Annotated in this window: 13 protein-coding genes; 6 read left to right on the top strand and 7 right to left on the bottom strand. The window is 75.5% G+C overall.

Annotated features, from left to right (window positions below; all coding sequences use genetic code 11):
- Positions 1 to 7: 7 nt before the first annotated feature.
- The 4 genes from ACGFI8_RS27115 to ACGFI8_RS27100 form a co-directional block, all read right to left on the bottom strand.
- Positions 8 to 1,492 (bottom strand): ATP-binding protein, encoded by a 1,485-nt coding sequence (locus ACGFI8_RS27115; RefSeq protein WP_392809064.1) that lies wholly within the window; start codon positions 1,490 to 1,492, stop codon positions 8 to 10.
- Entirely contained in the window at positions 1,489 to 2,208 is a 720-nt protein-coding gene (locus tag ACGFI8_RS27110) for a response regulator transcription factor (protein WP_392809063.1), read from the bottom strand. The genes ACGFI8_RS27115 and ACGFI8_RS27110 overlap by 4 nt, the downstream gene beginning before the upstream one ends.
- A gap of 107 nt (positions 2,209 to 2,315) precedes the next feature.
- The gene (locus tag ACGFI8_RS27105) at positions 2,316 to 3,719 is read right to left on the bottom strand and encodes a ferric reductase-like transmembrane domain-containing protein (RefSeq protein WP_392809062.1); all 1,404 of its coding nucleotides are present in this window, start codon (positions 3,717 to 3,719) and stop codon (positions 2,316 to 2,318) included.
- 57 nt (positions 3,720 to 3,776) lie between these two features.
- Positions 3,777 to 5,030 (bottom strand): amidohydrolase family protein, encoded by a 1,254-nt coding sequence (locus ACGFI8_RS27100; RefSeq protein ID WP_392809060.1) that lies wholly within the window; start codon positions 5,028 to 5,030, stop codon positions 3,777 to 3,779.
- A 65-nt stretch (positions 5,031 to 5,095) separates the two neighbouring features.
- Between ACGFI8_RS27100 and ACGFI8_RS27095 the strand changes: the two genes are divergently transcribed.
- Together ACGFI8_RS27095 and ACGFI8_RS27090 are read left to right on the top strand one after the other, a co-directional pair.
- The gene (locus ACGFI8_RS27095; RefSeq protein WP_392809058.1) at positions 5,096 to 5,734 is read left to right on the top strand and encodes a trimeric intracellular cation channel family protein; all 639 of its coding nucleotides are present in this window, start codon (positions 5,096 to 5,098) and stop codon (positions 5,732 to 5,734) included.
- Positions 5,735 to 5,863: 129 nt separating this feature from the next.
- The gene (locus ACGFI8_RS27090; RefSeq protein WP_392809057.1) at positions 5,864 to 6,451 is read left to right on the top strand and encodes a hypothetical protein; all 588 of its coding nucleotides are present in this window, start codon (positions 5,864 to 5,866) and stop codon (positions 6,449 to 6,451) included.
- Between the two features lie 123 nt (positions 6,452 to 6,574).
- Here ACGFI8_RS27090 and ACGFI8_RS27085 read toward each other — a convergent pair whose 3' ends face one another.
- Entirely contained in the window at positions 6,575 to 8,242 is a 1,668-nt protein-coding gene (locus ACGFI8_RS27085; RefSeq protein WP_392809055.1) for an FAD-dependent oxidoreductase, read from the bottom strand.
- A 65-nt stretch (positions 8,243 to 8,307) separates the two neighbouring features.
- On the opposite strand from ACGFI8_RS27085, the gene ACGFI8_RS27080 reads away from it, so the two are divergent.
- On the top strand, positions 8,308 to 8,742 hold the full coding sequence (locus tag ACGFI8_RS27080) for a BON domain-containing protein (RefSeq protein WP_392809053.1): 435 nt from the start codon (positions 8,308 to 8,310) through the stop codon (positions 8,740 to 8,742).
- 43 nt (positions 8,743 to 8,785) lie between these two features.
- On the opposite strand, the gene ACGFI8_RS27075 is transcribed toward ACGFI8_RS27080, so the two are convergent.
- Positions 8,786 to 9,565 (bottom strand): hypothetical protein, encoded by a 780-nt coding sequence (locus ACGFI8_RS27075; protein WP_392809051.1) that lies wholly within the window; start codon positions 9,563 to 9,565, stop codon positions 8,786 to 8,788.
- 139 nt (positions 9,566 to 9,704) lie between these two features.
- On the opposite strand from ACGFI8_RS27075, the gene ACGFI8_RS27070 reads away from it, so the two are divergent.
- The 3 genes from ACGFI8_RS27070 to ACGFI8_RS27060 are packed head-to-tail and all read left to right on the top strand — an operon-like array spanning position 9,705 to position 12,767.
- The gene (locus ACGFI8_RS27070) at positions 9,705 to 10,226 is read left to right on the top strand and encodes a PadR family transcriptional regulator (protein WP_392809344.1); all 522 of its coding nucleotides are present in this window, start codon (positions 9,705 to 9,707) and stop codon (positions 10,224 to 10,226) included.
- Positions 10,223 to 10,945, top strand: coding sequence for an ABC transporter ATP-binding protein (locus ACGFI8_RS27065; protein WP_392809049.1), 723 nt, complete (start codon positions 10,223 to 10,225; stop codon positions 10,943 to 10,945). Before ACGFI8_RS27070 ends, ACGFI8_RS27065 begins: the two co-directional genes overlap by 4 nt.
- Positions 10,946 to 10,949: 4 nt before the next feature.
- A complete protein-coding gene (locus ACGFI8_RS27060; RefSeq protein ID WP_392809047.1) occupies positions 10,950 to 12,767 on the top strand; it encodes an FtsX-like permease family protein in 1,818 nt (605 codons plus the stop codon).
- An 86-nt stretch (positions 12,768 to 12,853) separates the two neighbouring features.
- On the opposite strand, the gene ACGFI8_RS27055 is transcribed toward ACGFI8_RS27060, so the two are convergent.
- On the bottom strand, positions 12,854 to 13,825 hold the full coding sequence (locus tag ACGFI8_RS27055) for an undecaprenyl-diphosphate phosphatase (protein ID WP_392809046.1): 972 nt from the start codon (positions 13,823 to 13,825) through the stop codon (positions 12,854 to 12,856).
- Positions 13,826 to 13,845: the final 20 nt, after the last annotated feature.

The raw sequence follows: 13,845 nt of genomic DNA, 5'->3' as shown, positions 1-13,845 counted from the left end.
CCGGCGATTAAGAACCGCGTGAGAAAACCGGCAGCCGGATGGTGATCACCGTGCCGTGCGGGTCGTTGGGCGCCGCGGCGACCGTGCCGCCGTGCTGGGCCGCGGTCTGCGCGACGATGGCCAGGCCGAGGCCGGAGCCGGGCATGGCGCGGGCGGCGACGGCGCGGTAGAAGCGGTCGAAGACGTGCGGCCGGTCGGCCTCGTCGATGCCCGGGCCGTCGTCGGTCACCGTGAGCGTGCAGCCGCCGGCGCCGTCCGGACGCAGCACGATGCCGACGGTACCGCCGGATGGGCTCCACTTCGCCGCGTTGTCGAGCACGTTGACGACCATCCGCTCCAGCTCCCCGGGGCGCCCCTCGACGGTGCCCGGCGCCAGGTCGGCGGCGAACGTGAGGCCCGGCGCCCGGATGCGCACGCGCTCGATCGCGGCGGTGACGACGTCGGCGAGCTCGACCGGCTCGGCCTCCTCGCGGGTGGTCTCCTCCCGGGCCAGCTCGACCAGCTCGGTGGTCAGCGTGGCCAGCTCACCGACCTGCGCCTCGAGGTCGGCCAGGAGCTTGGCGCGCTCCTCGGGCGGCAGCCGGTGCGCGAGCTCCGGCCGGCGGTCCACGGCCAGCAGCAGCTCGACGTTGGTACGGATGCTCGTCAGCGGGGTGCGCAGCTCGTGCCCGGCGTCCTCGACGAGGGCCCGCTGGGCGCGGCGGGAGGCGTCGATGGCGCCGAGCATGGTGTTGACCGACCGGCCGAGCCGGGCGATCTCGTCGACGCCGTGCACCGGTACCGGATGGGTCAGGTCCATGGTGACCGCGACGTCCTCGACGGCCTCGGCCAGCCGCTGCACGGGCACCAGGCCGGCGCGGGCGACCGTGCGGCCGAGCAGCGCGGCGCCGGCGATGCCGACCGCGCACCCGGCGGCCAGCAGCAGGCCGAGCTGGGCGAGGGTGTGCACGCCCGGGGCCTCGCTGATCGCGACCTGCACCACGCCGCCGCCGCTGGCCGGGACGGTCAGCATCAGGTAGCGGTCGCCGGCGATGTTCACCTGCTCCTGCGCGGAGCGCCGCTGCCCGGCGAGCACCTGCCGGGCCCCGGCGGTGAGCGGCAGCGACGCGGAGTCGCTCACCGCGTTGCCGTCGGCGTCGATGATCTGCCAACGGGCGCCGAGGTCGCGCGACCGGCGGTGCGCGCCGGGGGCGCCCGGGGCGCCCGGGGCGCCCGGCGGGCCGAATTTCGGGCCGCCCTGGTCGTCGGGCTCGTAGCCGGCGCCGCCGGGCAGCGGGGCGGTGCCCGCCCGCCACTGGTCGGGCTGGGCGGCGATCGCCTGCGCGTCGGCGGCCAGCTGCGCCTGGATCTGGCGGCGCTGAATCCCGGCGACGGCGGCGAACGCCACCGCCGCGACCACCAGCACGGCCACCGCGACCGCGCCGGTGACCAGCAGCGACAGCCGGGCATGCAGGGTGCGGCGGTGCCACCACGCGGTCACGGCGGCCCTCACAGCGGCTCCTCGCGCAGCACGAACCCGACCCCGCGCACGGTGTGCAGCAGCCGGGCCTCGCCCTCGGCCTCCAGCTTGCGGCGCAGGTAGCCGAGGTACACGTGGATGCTGTTGGAGGTCTCCCCGAAGTCGTACCCCCAGACATGCTCGAACAGCACCTCGCGCGTGAGCACCTGCCGGGGGTGGCGCAGGAACACCTCCAGGATCGCGAACTCGGTGCGGGTCAGCCGCAGCTGCCGCTCGCCCCGCCATACCTCCCGGGTCTGCGGGTCCATCCGCAGGTCGGCGAAGGCGAGCCCGCCGGTGGCCACCGCACCCCCCGGCGCCGCCCGGGACGGCTGGACCGAGACCGCCAGCATCGAGCGGCGCAGCAGCGCCCGCAGCCGGGCGAGCAGCTCCTGCAGCGCGAACGGCTTGACGAGGTAGTCGTCGGCGCCCGCGTCCAGGCCGGCGACCCGGTCGCCGACGCTGTCGCGGGCGGTGAGCATGAGCACCGGCACCAGCACGCCGTCGGCGCGCAGCTCGCGGCAGGCCTGCAGCCCGTCGAGCACCGGCATGCTCACGTCGAGGATCACCGCGTCGGGCTCGCCGGCGCGCACCGCGGCGAGGGCCTGCGCGCCGTCGTGCGCGGTGTCGACCTGGTAGCCCTCGAACCGCAGCGTGCGCGCCAGGGAGTCACGCACCGCACCGTCGTCGTCGACCACGAGTATCCGCACGCCCGCCTCCGTCGCCATCGGTCACCCCCGAAAGCTGTATCACGGACCGGGCCACGCGGAGCCCCATGATCTGCTCTAGCCACGCCCGGCGGTTCATGACAGGCGCCCTACCAGGCGAACTGTTCGGTGTGGACGCGGTCCGGGGACACCCCGACGGCCAGCGCCGCGGCCCGGGCGGCGGCGGTCCACGCGTCCGGGCCGCAGACGTATACGTGCGAGGCGGCCACGTGCGGGGCCAGGCGGCGCAGCGCGGCGGCGTCGGTGAGCCCCGCGGCCGACGCGGGCAGCCAGGACGGGCGCGGCGCGCGCGGGCCGAGCAGGTACACCACCCGCACCCCGCGGTGCCGGGCCAGCCAGTCCAGCTCGGCGCGGAAGGCGACCTCGGCCTCGCTGCGGGCACGGTAGACCAGCGTGGCCTGCCGCGGGGCGTAGGGCAGCTCGCCGAGCAGCGCCAGCAGCGGGGTGACGCCGATGCCGCAGGCCAGCATGAGCACCGGCCCGCCGGCGTAGGTGTCGCCGGTGAGCCCGCCGTACGGGCCCTCGATCAGCGCCCGGGTGCCGGGCCGTAGCGCGGCGGCGCGGGCGCTGCCGTCGCCGAGGTCCTTGACGGTGATGCGCAGCACGCCGGTGTGCGGGGTCGCCGACAGCGAGTACGGGTGGGCGCGGGACCAGCCCGAGCCGTCGAGGAAGCGCCACTGGAAGAACTGGCCCGCCCGTACCGGCAGCCCCTCGAGGCGGCGGCCGCGCAGGTACACCGACGTCAGCCCCGGCCCCTCGGCGACGACGCGGTCGACGACCAGGCGGTGCCGCCAGTTGCGCCACACCGGGAGCCCGATGCGGTACGTAAGGACCGCACCCGCCGACACGGCGTACAGCGTCCACCAGTAGGCCTGCGACAGCGGCGAGGCGACGAAGTCCGCGCCGGTCCACAGCTGGTGCGGCAGCGCGAGACCCACGCCGAGGTAGGCGTAGAGGTGCAGCAGGTGCCAGGACTCGTACCGCAGCCGCCGGCGCGCCGCCCGCATCGAGGTCGCCACGACCATGACGAGCAGGACGGTGCCCGCGGTGGCCAGCAGCATGCCCGGGTAGTCCACGACGAGGTCCCATAGCTCGCCGAGCACGCCGGCGTCGGCGGCGCCGGCGTAGCCGACGGTGATGAGCACGATGTGCGCCATCATCAGGTGGAACGAGGTGAAGCCGGTCCAGCGGTGCCAGCGGGCGAGGCGGTCCTGGCCGAAGGCGCGCTCGACCAGCGGTACCCGCGCCATGAGCAGCACTTGCAACAGCAGCAGGTCGGAGGCGATCAGCCCGGTCAGGCGCCCCAGCGACGACAGCGCGTCCGGCCAGGCACCCGCCAGCTCCTGCAGGCCGCGGTTGCGCACCCAGAGCGCGGTGACCACGAGCAGGCTCGCCGCGGCGGCCACTGCGCCGGCGTCGGCCCACCAGCGCGGCGCCGGGCGCACGGCGGGCCGGCGTGCGGTGGTGACCGGGACTGTCGTCGTGGTCGGCATGGCCCCAACGATCGGCCCGGTCCGTGAGAGGGACCGGCGCGCACGGCTAAGAGTTCCCTAAGAGGTCGACAGGGCGGCCGGGCGGTGTACGACGCCGTCGTGCATGACGAAGTCGACACCGCCGGTGGCGTCGATGTCGTCGAAGGGGTTGCCGGGCAGGGCGATCAGGTCTGCGGTGGCGCCGGGCCGGATCCGGCCGAGGTCGGACCGTTGCAGCAGGTCGGCGGCGGTGCTGGTGGCGGCCCGCAGCGCCCGCAGCGGGGTGATGCCGGTGTGCACCATGGCGGGGAACTCTCTCCAGTTCTGGTGATGCGGGAACATGCCGGCGTCGGTGCCGAAGGCGATGCGCACGTCGCTGGCGGCGACGTTGCGGGCGCTGTCACGCAACTGGCCGGCATAGCGGCGGAACTTCTCCCGCTCGGCGGGGTCCTTGCCCCGCCAGTAGTCATCGTCGTCGAGGTGGTCCAGCGCGTCGAGGACCATGAACTGGGTGGGAACGAGGAACACCCCGCGCCGCTGCATCAGGGACAAGGTCTCGGCCGAGGCGAGGTTGCCGTGCTCGATCGAGCGCACCCCGGCCCGCACGGCGCGGGCGACGCCGTCGTCGCCGTAGGCGTGCGGGGTGCACGGCACGCCCAGGTCGGCGGCGGCGGCCACCAGGGCGTCCATCTCCGGCTGCGTGTAGGTGGCCTGCCCGGGGTCGTCGGTGGGTGTGCCGAACCCGCCGGTGGCACCGAACTTGATCCAGTCCGCGCCGGCGCGGATCTCCTCGCGCACGGCGCGGGTGACCGCGGCGGGCCCGTCGGCGAGCACACCGATCTCGCGGCCGTATTCGGGTGCGAGCAGGGTGGAGATGTCCCCGTGGGCGCCGCGGGCCGAGATCAGGTGCGGGGCCACGAGCATGCGCGGCCCGGTGACCAGGCCGCGGGCGAGGGCGTCGCGGAGGTGGATCGTGATCGGTTCGGCCGCGAAGGTGGCCAGGTCACGCACCGTGGTGAACCCGCGATCGAGCAGATCCCGCAGCACCGGCAGGGCCCGCAGGACGATGACCGTGGCCGGTTCGGTCGCGAACGCGGTGAGCAGGCCGGACGGATCCACCGTGGTGTGGATGTGGCAGTCGATGAAGCCGGGCAGCAGCATGCGGTCGCCGAGGTCGACCACCTGCCCCGCGCCCCGCTCGACCCGTTCGCCGACCTCGGCGATGCGCCCGCCCCGGACCACGACCTCGGTGTGGGCGGACGGCGTTTCGGCCAGCCCGTCCCAGCACCGCTCGGCTATGACGACGGTTTCGGTCGAGGTGTTCGCGGTCATCGCCTCTCCGTGGTTCGCGCGCTGGTATGGCACTTCCCGCTGACTGTCTGGGTATGCGGGCCGGTGTGACGTTCGAACCGCCGCTGTTGCTCGCCCTGGACCTGACCGGCACCTTCGCCTTCGGGCTCAACGGCGCGCTGACGGCGGTACGCGCCGCACGGCTCGACGTGGTCGGCGTCGTCGCCCTCGGCATGATCACCGCACTGGGCGGCGGCGTCATCCGCGACGTCCTCATCGGCTCGATACCGCCCGCCACGTTCCGCGACTGGCGCTACGTCGCCCTCGCCGCCGCCGGCGGGCTGATCGCGTTCGCCCTCAGCAGGCGGCTGGAGCGGCTGGAGACACCGATCGTGGTGCTCGACGCGATCGGGTTGAGCGTGTTCGCGGTCATCGGAGCGAGCAAGGCACTGGCGTTCGGGCTCGGGGTCGGGCCCGCGGTCCTGCTGGGGGTGGTCACCGGGGTGGGCGGCGGCACGATCCGCGACACCCTCGTCCGGCGGATCCCGTCGGTGCTGCACAGCGACCTGTACGCCATCCCCGCCCTGGTGGGCGCCGCGATCACCGTCACCACCGTCCGGGCGGGCGTCTACGGACTGCCGGCCGCGCTGGGCGCCGCGGCGATCTGTTTTCTGATCCGCATGCTCGGCGTGCACTACGGCCTCAGCGCGCCCAAACCCCCCGGGACCTCCGGGCGCCAGGACTGACAGCCGGCGGCGGACTCGCTCTCACGCAATTCTTATGATGGCCGTCCATGTGTCCTTAGGCGGCCGCCCGATGCTGGTCATCGTTGCGGCGACCCCCTGTCGCCGCCGGGCCACACATTGGAGTCCACGATGAGCGACGACGCCGCCGGCCACAACACCCCGGCCGAGGAGGAGTCCAACCTGCAGGGGCCGGCGCACGAGCCCCCGGCGGCCCCGGAACACGAGCCCGCGGCGCCACCGGCCGCGGAGCAGGCGCACGCCGCCGCAGCGCCATCGGCCGCGGAGCAGGCGCATGCCGCGCCGCCGCCGTCCGTCGGGTCGCCCTCGCCCGTCGGAACACCCCCTCCCGTCGGGCCGCCGCCGGGCGCGCCGATCGCCGGGGCGGTGCCGCCGCTGGCCGGCTGGCGCTCGGGCCTGCGCGGCCGTCGCGGGCCGGTGATCGCCGGCGCCGCGCTGCTGCTCGGCTGCGTCCTCGGCGCCGGCGTGACCGCGGTCGGTGCCGCCGTGGTCCACGGGTTCGGCCACGACGGGCACGGCCCGATCCACGACCGTGGCGACCACGGACGCTACGGCGGCGGCCGCGACGGCTGGGGCCCGAACTCCCGCGGCGACGACGGCCGCTACGGCGGCCGCAACGGCAAGATCCGGCCGCCCGCACCACCCGCGCCGGCTGCCACGACGCCCACGAGCGCCGCCCCGGCGCCGTCCGCCTCCTGACGCCACCCGGCCGGGGCGGGTGGCCCGGCCACGCGTCGCGTTCGGCACGATCGTAGCCGCCGGGTACGACAGTTTTCGGTGCGCGGCGCTCGTGGCCCCGGCCGCACGCCGGGCCGGTTACGGTTACCCGTGGCGGCCCGGTGTGCGGCCGGTGAGGTGGTCCTGGACCAGGCGGACGACCGTCGCCCCGTCGCCGACCGCCGACGCGATCCGCTTGACCGCCCCGCTGCGCACGTCGCCGACCGCGAACACGCCGGCCCGGCTGCTCTCCAGCACCGCCGGGGCCTGCTCGCGGCCGATCGCCGGGAGCGCGGCGGCGCCGGTGCGCACATACCCGCGCTCGTCGAGCTCCAGCGCGCCGTCCAGCCAGCCGGTGCGCGGCTGGGCGCCGACGAGCACGAACAGCTGCCCGGTGTCGAGGGTCCGCTCCTGGCCGGAGGCGAGGTCCGCGACGACGACCGCGTGCAGCCCGCCGCAGTCGCCCTCGATGCGGCGGACCTCCGTGCCGCGCAGCACCGTGATGCGCGGGTGGCGTTCGATGAGCTCGACGAGGTAGCGGGACATGTCGCGGCCCAGGTCGGTGTGGCGGATCACCAGGCGTACCGCGGCGGCACTGCCGGCCAGGAACACCGCCGCCTGCCCGGCCGAGTTGCCGCCGCCCACCACGGTCACCGGCATCGACCGGCAGAGGCGGGCCTCGACGAACGTCGCCGCGTAGTGCAGGCAGGTGCCCGCGTACTTCGCCTGGTTCGCCAGCTCGAGGGTGTGGTACCGGGCGCCGGTCGCCACGACGACCGCGTGCGCGCCGAGCTCACCGCCGCCGTGCAGGCGGATCGCGTGGTCGCCGCCCTCCCGCCGCAGCCCGACGGCCCGCGCCGGCACCCGGATCGCGGCGCCGAACCGCTCGGCCTGGGTCATCGCGCGGTCGGCGAGCTCGCCGCCGGACAGCCCGGCCGGGAAGCCGGGATAGTTCTCGATCAGCGACGACGTGCGGGCCTGCCCGCCGGCCGCCCGCGCGTCGAGCAGGACGGTGTCGAGCCCCTCCGAGGCGGCGTAGACGGCCGCGGCGAGGCCGGCCGGGCCCGCGCCGACGATGACGACGTCGTGCAGGTCCGGCACCGCGCCCACCGGTGGCACCAGCCTGACCGCCTGCGCCAGCTGGGCGTCGGTCGGGTTGCGCAGCAACGGGCCGTCGCCGCGCAGCACGACCGGCGTCTGCCCGGGCGGGATGCCGAGCTCGGCGAGCAGCCGGTCGGCGTCGGGGTCCTCCTCCAGGTCGGTCCAGACGTAGGGGAGCCGGTGGCGCTCGGCGAACTCGCACAGCCGGCGGGTGTCCGGGGTGTACCGCGACCCGAGGACGTGGACGCCGGCGGCGTCGCCGACGAGCAGGTCGCGGCGGCGGACGTACGCGCGCACAACGAGGTCGCCGAGCACCGGGTCCTGCGCGGTGATCCGGCGCAGGTCCGGCAGCGGGACCTCCAGCACCTGCCCGTCGTGGAGCATGACGGCGGTCGCGTACGACGCCTGCTGGGTGAGCAGGCCAAGCTCGTCGAGGAAGCGGCCCGGGCCGTGCACCCGGATCAGCCGCTGGCCGGTGCGGCCGAAGCGCTCGTAGACGCCGGCCTCGCCGTGCAGCACGACGGTGAAGTCGCGCTCCCGCTGGCCCTCGCGGACCAGGATCGTGCCGGCCTCGACGTCCCGGACCCGGCCGGCCCGCCGCAGCGGGCGCAGGTGCTGCTCGCCGAGGCTCGGGTAGGCCCCGGCGAAGTCCGGTGTCTCGGCCTCGCTCACGAGGGCCATCGTCACCGGCGCCGGGGTGAGGTCGCTTCACCCGCCGCCGCGCCACCGTGGCGGCCATGGGCGGTGGTGACCGCGGTGACGAGGACGTCGAGCGCGGCGTGCTCGACGCGCTGCGCGGCGATCCCGGGCTGTGGCCCAACGACATCGCGGTCGCGGTCCGCCGGGGCGTGCTGACCCTGGCCGGCTGGGTCGACCGCGACCACAAGCGCCGGGCCGCCGTCGCCGCCGGGCACCGGGTGCCGGGCGTGCGGGCGGTCGTCGACGACGTGGAGGTGCGCCTGCCCGAGGTCCTGCCGCGCAGCGACGCCGAGATCGCCGCGGCGGCGCTGCGCGCGCTGGAGCCGGCGGGGGCCGGGCCGCGGGTCGAGGTGACCGTGACCGCCGGGTGGGTCACGCTCGGCGGCGACCCGGCCACGGTCCCGCGGCGGCTGCGCGAGGCGACCTTGCTGTCCCGGCTGGCCGGCGTGCAGGGCGTGACCGACGTGCGGTGAGCCTCCGGTGAGCCTGGTGGCGCCGAGGCCGCGATCCGGGCGGTCAGCGGCGGACCGGCTGCGTCACGTGCGCGGCCGGCCGCTGGGCGCGGGGCGCGTCGACGCCGCTGCGGGTCAGGTACGCGACCAGCGCGACGCACGCGATCAGGAAGACCGCGCTCGGGCCGACCGTGCCGAGGCCCAGGCCGCCATCGGCGTGCGACTGGGCCAGCCAGTCGCCGAGGGAGGCGCCCAGCGGACGGGTCAGCACGTACGCGGCCCAGAAGGCGAACACGCCGCCGAGCAGGCGCAGGCGGAAGCCCAGGCCGATGACCGCGATGGCGGCGGCGAACAGGGCCGCGGCGACCAGGTAGCCCAGCTGGGCCTGCTCCGACAGCAGGTCGCCGGCGGCGGTGCCGAGGGCGAACGTGAACAGGATCGCCGCCCAGTAGAACGCCTCCCGGCGCGTGGTGTGGACGGTGTGGATCGACAGGGTTCCCTCGCTGAGGTACCACCAGACGAACGTGGCGGCGAGCGCGACGGCGAAGACCGCGGTGCTCACCGGCAGCGGCACGCCGAGTACGTCGGTGAGGTTGTCGGTGATAAGCGTGCCGACCACGCTGACGAGGATCACGGCGAGCCAGTAGCGCCACGGGACGTACCGGCGGGCCCGGAACTGCAGGACCAGGGCGCCGGCCAGCACCGCCGTCATGACGAGCGTCGTGCCGCCCAGGCCCAGGTGGAGCTGGAAGTTCAGCAGGTCGGCGGCGGTCTCGCCGACCGTGGTGGCGAGCACCTTGATGATCCAGAAGTACACGGTGACCTCTGGAACTTTATTCGCCATACGGACTATTGCGGACTTTTCCATCGGCATGGCCGAGAGGATCACAGGCCGATCCTGAGGCGACGCTGAACGCGCGCGGCCAGTTGACATCGCCGCGGATAACAGTTATCCATTAGATAACTGTTATCTAGGGGTGGCGATGCAGGACGTGGTGCTCGCCCTGCTGGCCAAGGAGCCCTCGCACGGGTACGAGCTGCGTGCCCGGCTGCGCGAGGCCCTCGGCCCGCTGGGCGACTCGATGAACGCCGGGCAGATCTACGTGACGCTGACCCGGCTGGAGAAAGCCGGCCTGGTCCGCTGGGAGGCGGCCGACGGCGCCGACCGGCCCGACCGCAAGGTCTACGCGCTGACCCCCGCCGGGCAGCGGCGCGTCGCCGACTGGCTCGCCGAGGTCGCCTGGCCCCGACCCGCACCCACCGACTTCCACCTCAAGCTCGTCGCCGCCGCGGCCACCCGGCTCGCCGACCCGGTCGCGCTCATCGACGCGCAGCGGCGCGAGCTGCTGCGCCGGCTGCGCGACGCCCAGCGGGCCGGGCTCGCCGAGCCTGACGGCTCCGACGCGGCACTGCTGCTCGACGGCCTCGTCCTGCGGCTCGAGGCCGACCTGCGCTGGCTGCAGGCCTGCGAGCGGCGCTGGACCTCCCGAAAGGAACCTTCATGACCGTGTTGCGGACCCGCGGGCTGCGCAAGCAGTACGGCGCGGGAGCGGGCCTGGTCCGCGCCGTCGACGGCGTCGACCTCGACGTCGCCCGCGGCGAAACGGTGGCCGTCATGGGCCCCAGCGGCTGCGGCAAGTCGACGCTGCTGCACCTGCTCGGCGGCCTCGAGCGCCCCACGAGCGGCGAGATCACCGTCGACGGCCGGCGCACCGACGGCATGGGCGAGCGCGGGCTGGCCCGGCTGCGCCGCGACCGGATCGGCTTCGTCTTCCAGGCCTTCCACCTCGTCGACGAGCTGACCGCGGTGGAGAACGCCGAGCTGCCGGCCCTGCTGGCCGGGCGGTCCCCGCGTGCGGCCCGGGCGCTCGCCCTCGAGCTGCTGGACCGGGTCGGCCTCGCCGATCGGGCCGGGTTTCTGCCCGCGCAGTTGTCCGGCGGGCAGCGGCAGCGGGTCGCGGTCGCCCGGGCGCTGGCCAACGAGCCGCTGCTGGTGCTCGCCGACGAGCCGACCGGCAACCTCGACAGCGCCGCGACCCTCGACGTGCTGCGCCTGTTCGACGCGCTGCACCGGGCCGGGCAGACGCTCGTCGTCGTCACGCACGACCCGCGCATCGCCGCGACCGCCGACCGGATCGTGGAGATGCGCGACGGCGCGTTCGTCGATCAGACGGTACTGTCGCAGCTCCCGGACCTGTCCGGCTCCCTCGGCGCGCAGGGCTGAGCCGGTGGGACGCCTCCGCCTCGTGCTCCGCCTCGCCCGGCGCGACCTGCGACGCCGCCCGTTCGAGGCCGCGCTCGTGCTGCTCGTGCTCGCCGCCGCCACGACCACCCTGTCGCTCGGGCTGACACTGCGCGGGGTGACCGACCGGCCGTACGAGCGGACGAAAGCGGCCTCGGCCGGCCCCGACGCGATCGCCGGATTCGTCCGCGACGACGGCGCCCCGCTCGAGCCCGGCGCCGTCGACGAGCTGGCCGCGGCGCCCGGCGTCACCGCCCACGGCGGCCCGTTCCGGCTCCTGCACACCACGATGACCGCCGGCGGCCGCACCGTGACCGTCGAGGCCGAGGGGCGCGACGCCTTGGCCGGTCAACAGGCCTCGGCCGTCGACCAGCCGATGCTGGTCGACGGTGGCTGGGTCCGCCCCGGCGAGGTCGTCGTGGAGCGCGGCTTTGCCGAGGCGACCGGCGTGCGGGTCGGCGACGCGATCGGCCTCGGCGGCCGGACGTTCCGCGTCGGCGGCATCGCGGTCGGCTCGGCGCTGCCGGCGTACCCCAGCAGCCTGTGCCACATCTTCTGCTTCGCCGGCGTGGCCCCGGGCCCGGGCGCCTTCGACATCGGCCTGGTCTGGCTGACCGACGCCGATGCGGGCACGTTGGCGACGACCACGCCCACCGTGCTGTACCTGGTCGGCCTGCGCCTGTCCGACCCGGCCGCCGCGCCCGCCTTCGCCGCCGCGCACGACACCCGCCCCGGCCCCGGCGTTGCCGCGCCGTTCGTGCTGTCCTGGCAGGAGATCCGCGACGCCGACAGCGGCCTGGTCCGCACCGAGCAGGCGGCCCTGCAGGTCGGCGCGGGTCTGCTCGCCCTGCTCGCGGTCGCCGGCCTCGCCGTGCTCGCCGGCCGCCGCATGGTCGAGCAGACCCGCCGCGTCGGCCTGCTCAAGGCCGTCGGCGGCAGCCCCGGCCTGATCGCCGGCGTCCTGCTCGTCGAGCATCTCGCCCTGGCCCTCGGCGCCGCCGCGGCCGGGCTGCTCGCGGGCCGGCTCCTCGCCCCGAGCCTGGCCGCCCCCGGCGCCGGCCTCGTCGGGGCCCCGGACGCCCCCGCGCTCACCCCCGGTACCGTCGCCGCCGTGGTCGGCGCGGCCCTGGCGTGCGCGCTGGCCGCCACCGCCGGGCCGGCCCTGCGCGCCGCCCGCACCAGCACGGTCGCGGCCCTGCGCGACCCGGCCCGCCGCCCGCGCCGCAGCCCGGCGTTGATCGCCGTGTCGGCCCGTCTGCCGGTACCGCTGCTGCTCGGCCTGCGGCTCGTGGCCCGCCGCCCGTCCCGGGCCGTGCTGCTCGGCATCAGCACCGCGGTGACCGTCACGGGCCTCACCACGATCCTGACCAGCGCCACGGTCACGTCCCGGTACGCCGCAGGCGTGCACAACCTGCGCGCCGAGCGCCTCGGCCAGGTGACGGCCACCCTCACCGTGATGCTGCTCGTCCTCGCCGCGGTCAACACAGTTTTCATGACCTGGGCGACCGTCACCGACGCGCGGCACGCCTCGGCCCTGGCCCGCGCGCTCGGCGCCACCCCGGCCCGGATCGGCGCCGGCCTGTCGGTGGTGCAGGTGCTGCCCGCGGCGATCGGCGCCCTGGCGGGCCTTCCGCTCGGCGTGCAGCTCTACCGCGCCGCCACCGGCGAGGGCGCGGTCGCCCCGCCGTGGTGGCAGCTGGTCCTGCTGCCGGCCGCGACGGTGCTCGGCGTGCTGGCGCTGACCGCGGTGCCGTCCCTGCTCGGCGCCCGCCGCCCGGTCGCGGCCGTGCTGCGGACGGCCTGATCGGGGGGACTACCAAGCCGTTCACGGAGGCCGCGCTCCTGGCCAGGATCCGCGAGGTCCTCGGCCAGGAGTGAGGTTGAGCCCGTTCAGCGCAGCGTGAGCCAGGCGAGGCTCGCCAGGCCGGCGGCGATGCAGTAGATCGCGAACGGGTTCAGGGTGCGGTGCTCGAAGTACTTCGTCAGGAACCGCACCGCCAGGTACGCGGCGACGAAGGAGGCCGCGCTGCCGGCCAGCACCTGACCGTGGATGCCGCTGCCCAGCGGGCCGAACAGGTCGGGCAGCTTGAGCACGCCCGCGGCCAGGATGACCGGGGTGGCCAGCAGGAACGAGAACCTGGCCGAGTCCTCGTGGGAGAGGCCCTTGAGCAGCCCGGCGCCCATCGTCGCGCCCGAGCGGCTGATGCCCGGCAGCAGGGCCAGGACCTGGGCCGATCCGATCTGCACGGCCCGCCAGAAGGTGCCGGCCGCCAGGCGCTCGTCCGGGTCGCCGGTGGTGCGGTCCGGTGCGGTCGCGGCGCCGGCACGGCTGCGGTACACGCTGCCCGTGCTGACCTCGGCCATCGCGGCCTCGACCACCACCTCGGCCTCCGCGGCGCGCGCCGCCCGGCGGCGCAGGCGCTCGGCGCCCAGCAGGATGAGGCCGTTGAGCGTCAGGAACACGGCCGCCGGGACGGGTCGGCCCAGGACCGTGCGGAAGGTGTGCTCGAGCAGCAGGCCGGTGATGCCGACCGGGATGGTCGCCAGGATGATCATCCAGGCGAGGCGCTCCTCGGGGGTGGTGATCCGGCGGTACCGGATGGAGGTGAAGAACCCACCCACGATGCGCACCCAGTCGCGCCAGTAGAACAGCAGCAGGGCCAGGGCCGTGGCCACGTGCAGGCCGACGACGAAGGCGAGGTATGGCGACTCGGGGGCCGAGACGTCCAGGTCGCGGCCCCACCGGCCGCCGATCAGCGCGGGGAGCAGGACGCTGTGGCCCAGGCTGGACACCGGGAACAGTTCGGTCACGCCCTGGAGGAGCCCGACGACGATCGCCTCGGGATAGGTCAGCAGCTGCATGGAGCGAAATCCTGGCGAGC

This window comes from Dactylosporangium sp. NPDC048998, from assembly GCF_043197855.1.
Lineage (GTDB): Bacteria > Actinomycetota > Actinomycetes > Mycobacteriales > Micromonosporaceae > Dactylosporangium.
This window is presented reverse-complemented; position numbering and strand designations above follow the sequence as displayed.

Bases quoted from the DNA above. Each gene is read 5' to 3' on its own strand.
- ACGFI8_RS27105 (WP_392809062.1), bottom strand. From the start codon at position 3,719: ATGCCGACCACGACGACAGTCCCGGTCACCACCGCACGCCGGCCCGCC.
- ACGFI8_RS27100 (WP_392809060.1), bottom strand. From the start codon at position 5,030: ATGACCGCGAACACCTCGACCGAAACCGTCGTCATAGCCGAGCGGTGC.
- ACGFI8_RS27090 (WP_392809057.1), top strand. From the start codon at position 5,864: ATGAGCGACGACGCCGCCGGCCACAACACCCCGGCCGAGGAGGAGTCC.
- ACGFI8_RS27080 (WP_392809053.1), top strand. From the start codon at position 8,308: ATGGGCGGTGGTGACCGCGGTGACGAGGACGTCGAGCGCGGCGTGCTC.
- ACGFI8_RS27075 (WP_392809051.1), bottom strand. From the start codon at position 9,565: ATGGCGAATAAAGTTCCAGAGGTCACCGTGTACTTCTGGATCATCAAG.
- ACGFI8_RS27070 (WP_392809344.1), top strand. From the start codon at position 9,705: ATGCAGGACGTGGTGCTCGCCCTGCTGGCCAAGGAGCCCTCGCACGGG.
- ACGFI8_RS27065 (WP_392809049.1), top strand. From the start codon at position 10,223: ATGACCGTGTTGCGGACCCGCGGGCTGCGCAAGCAGTACGGCGCGGGA.
- ACGFI8_RS27055 (WP_392809046.1), bottom strand. From the start codon at position 13,825: ATGCAGCTGCTGACCTATCCCGAGGCGATCGTCGTCGGGCTCCTCCAG.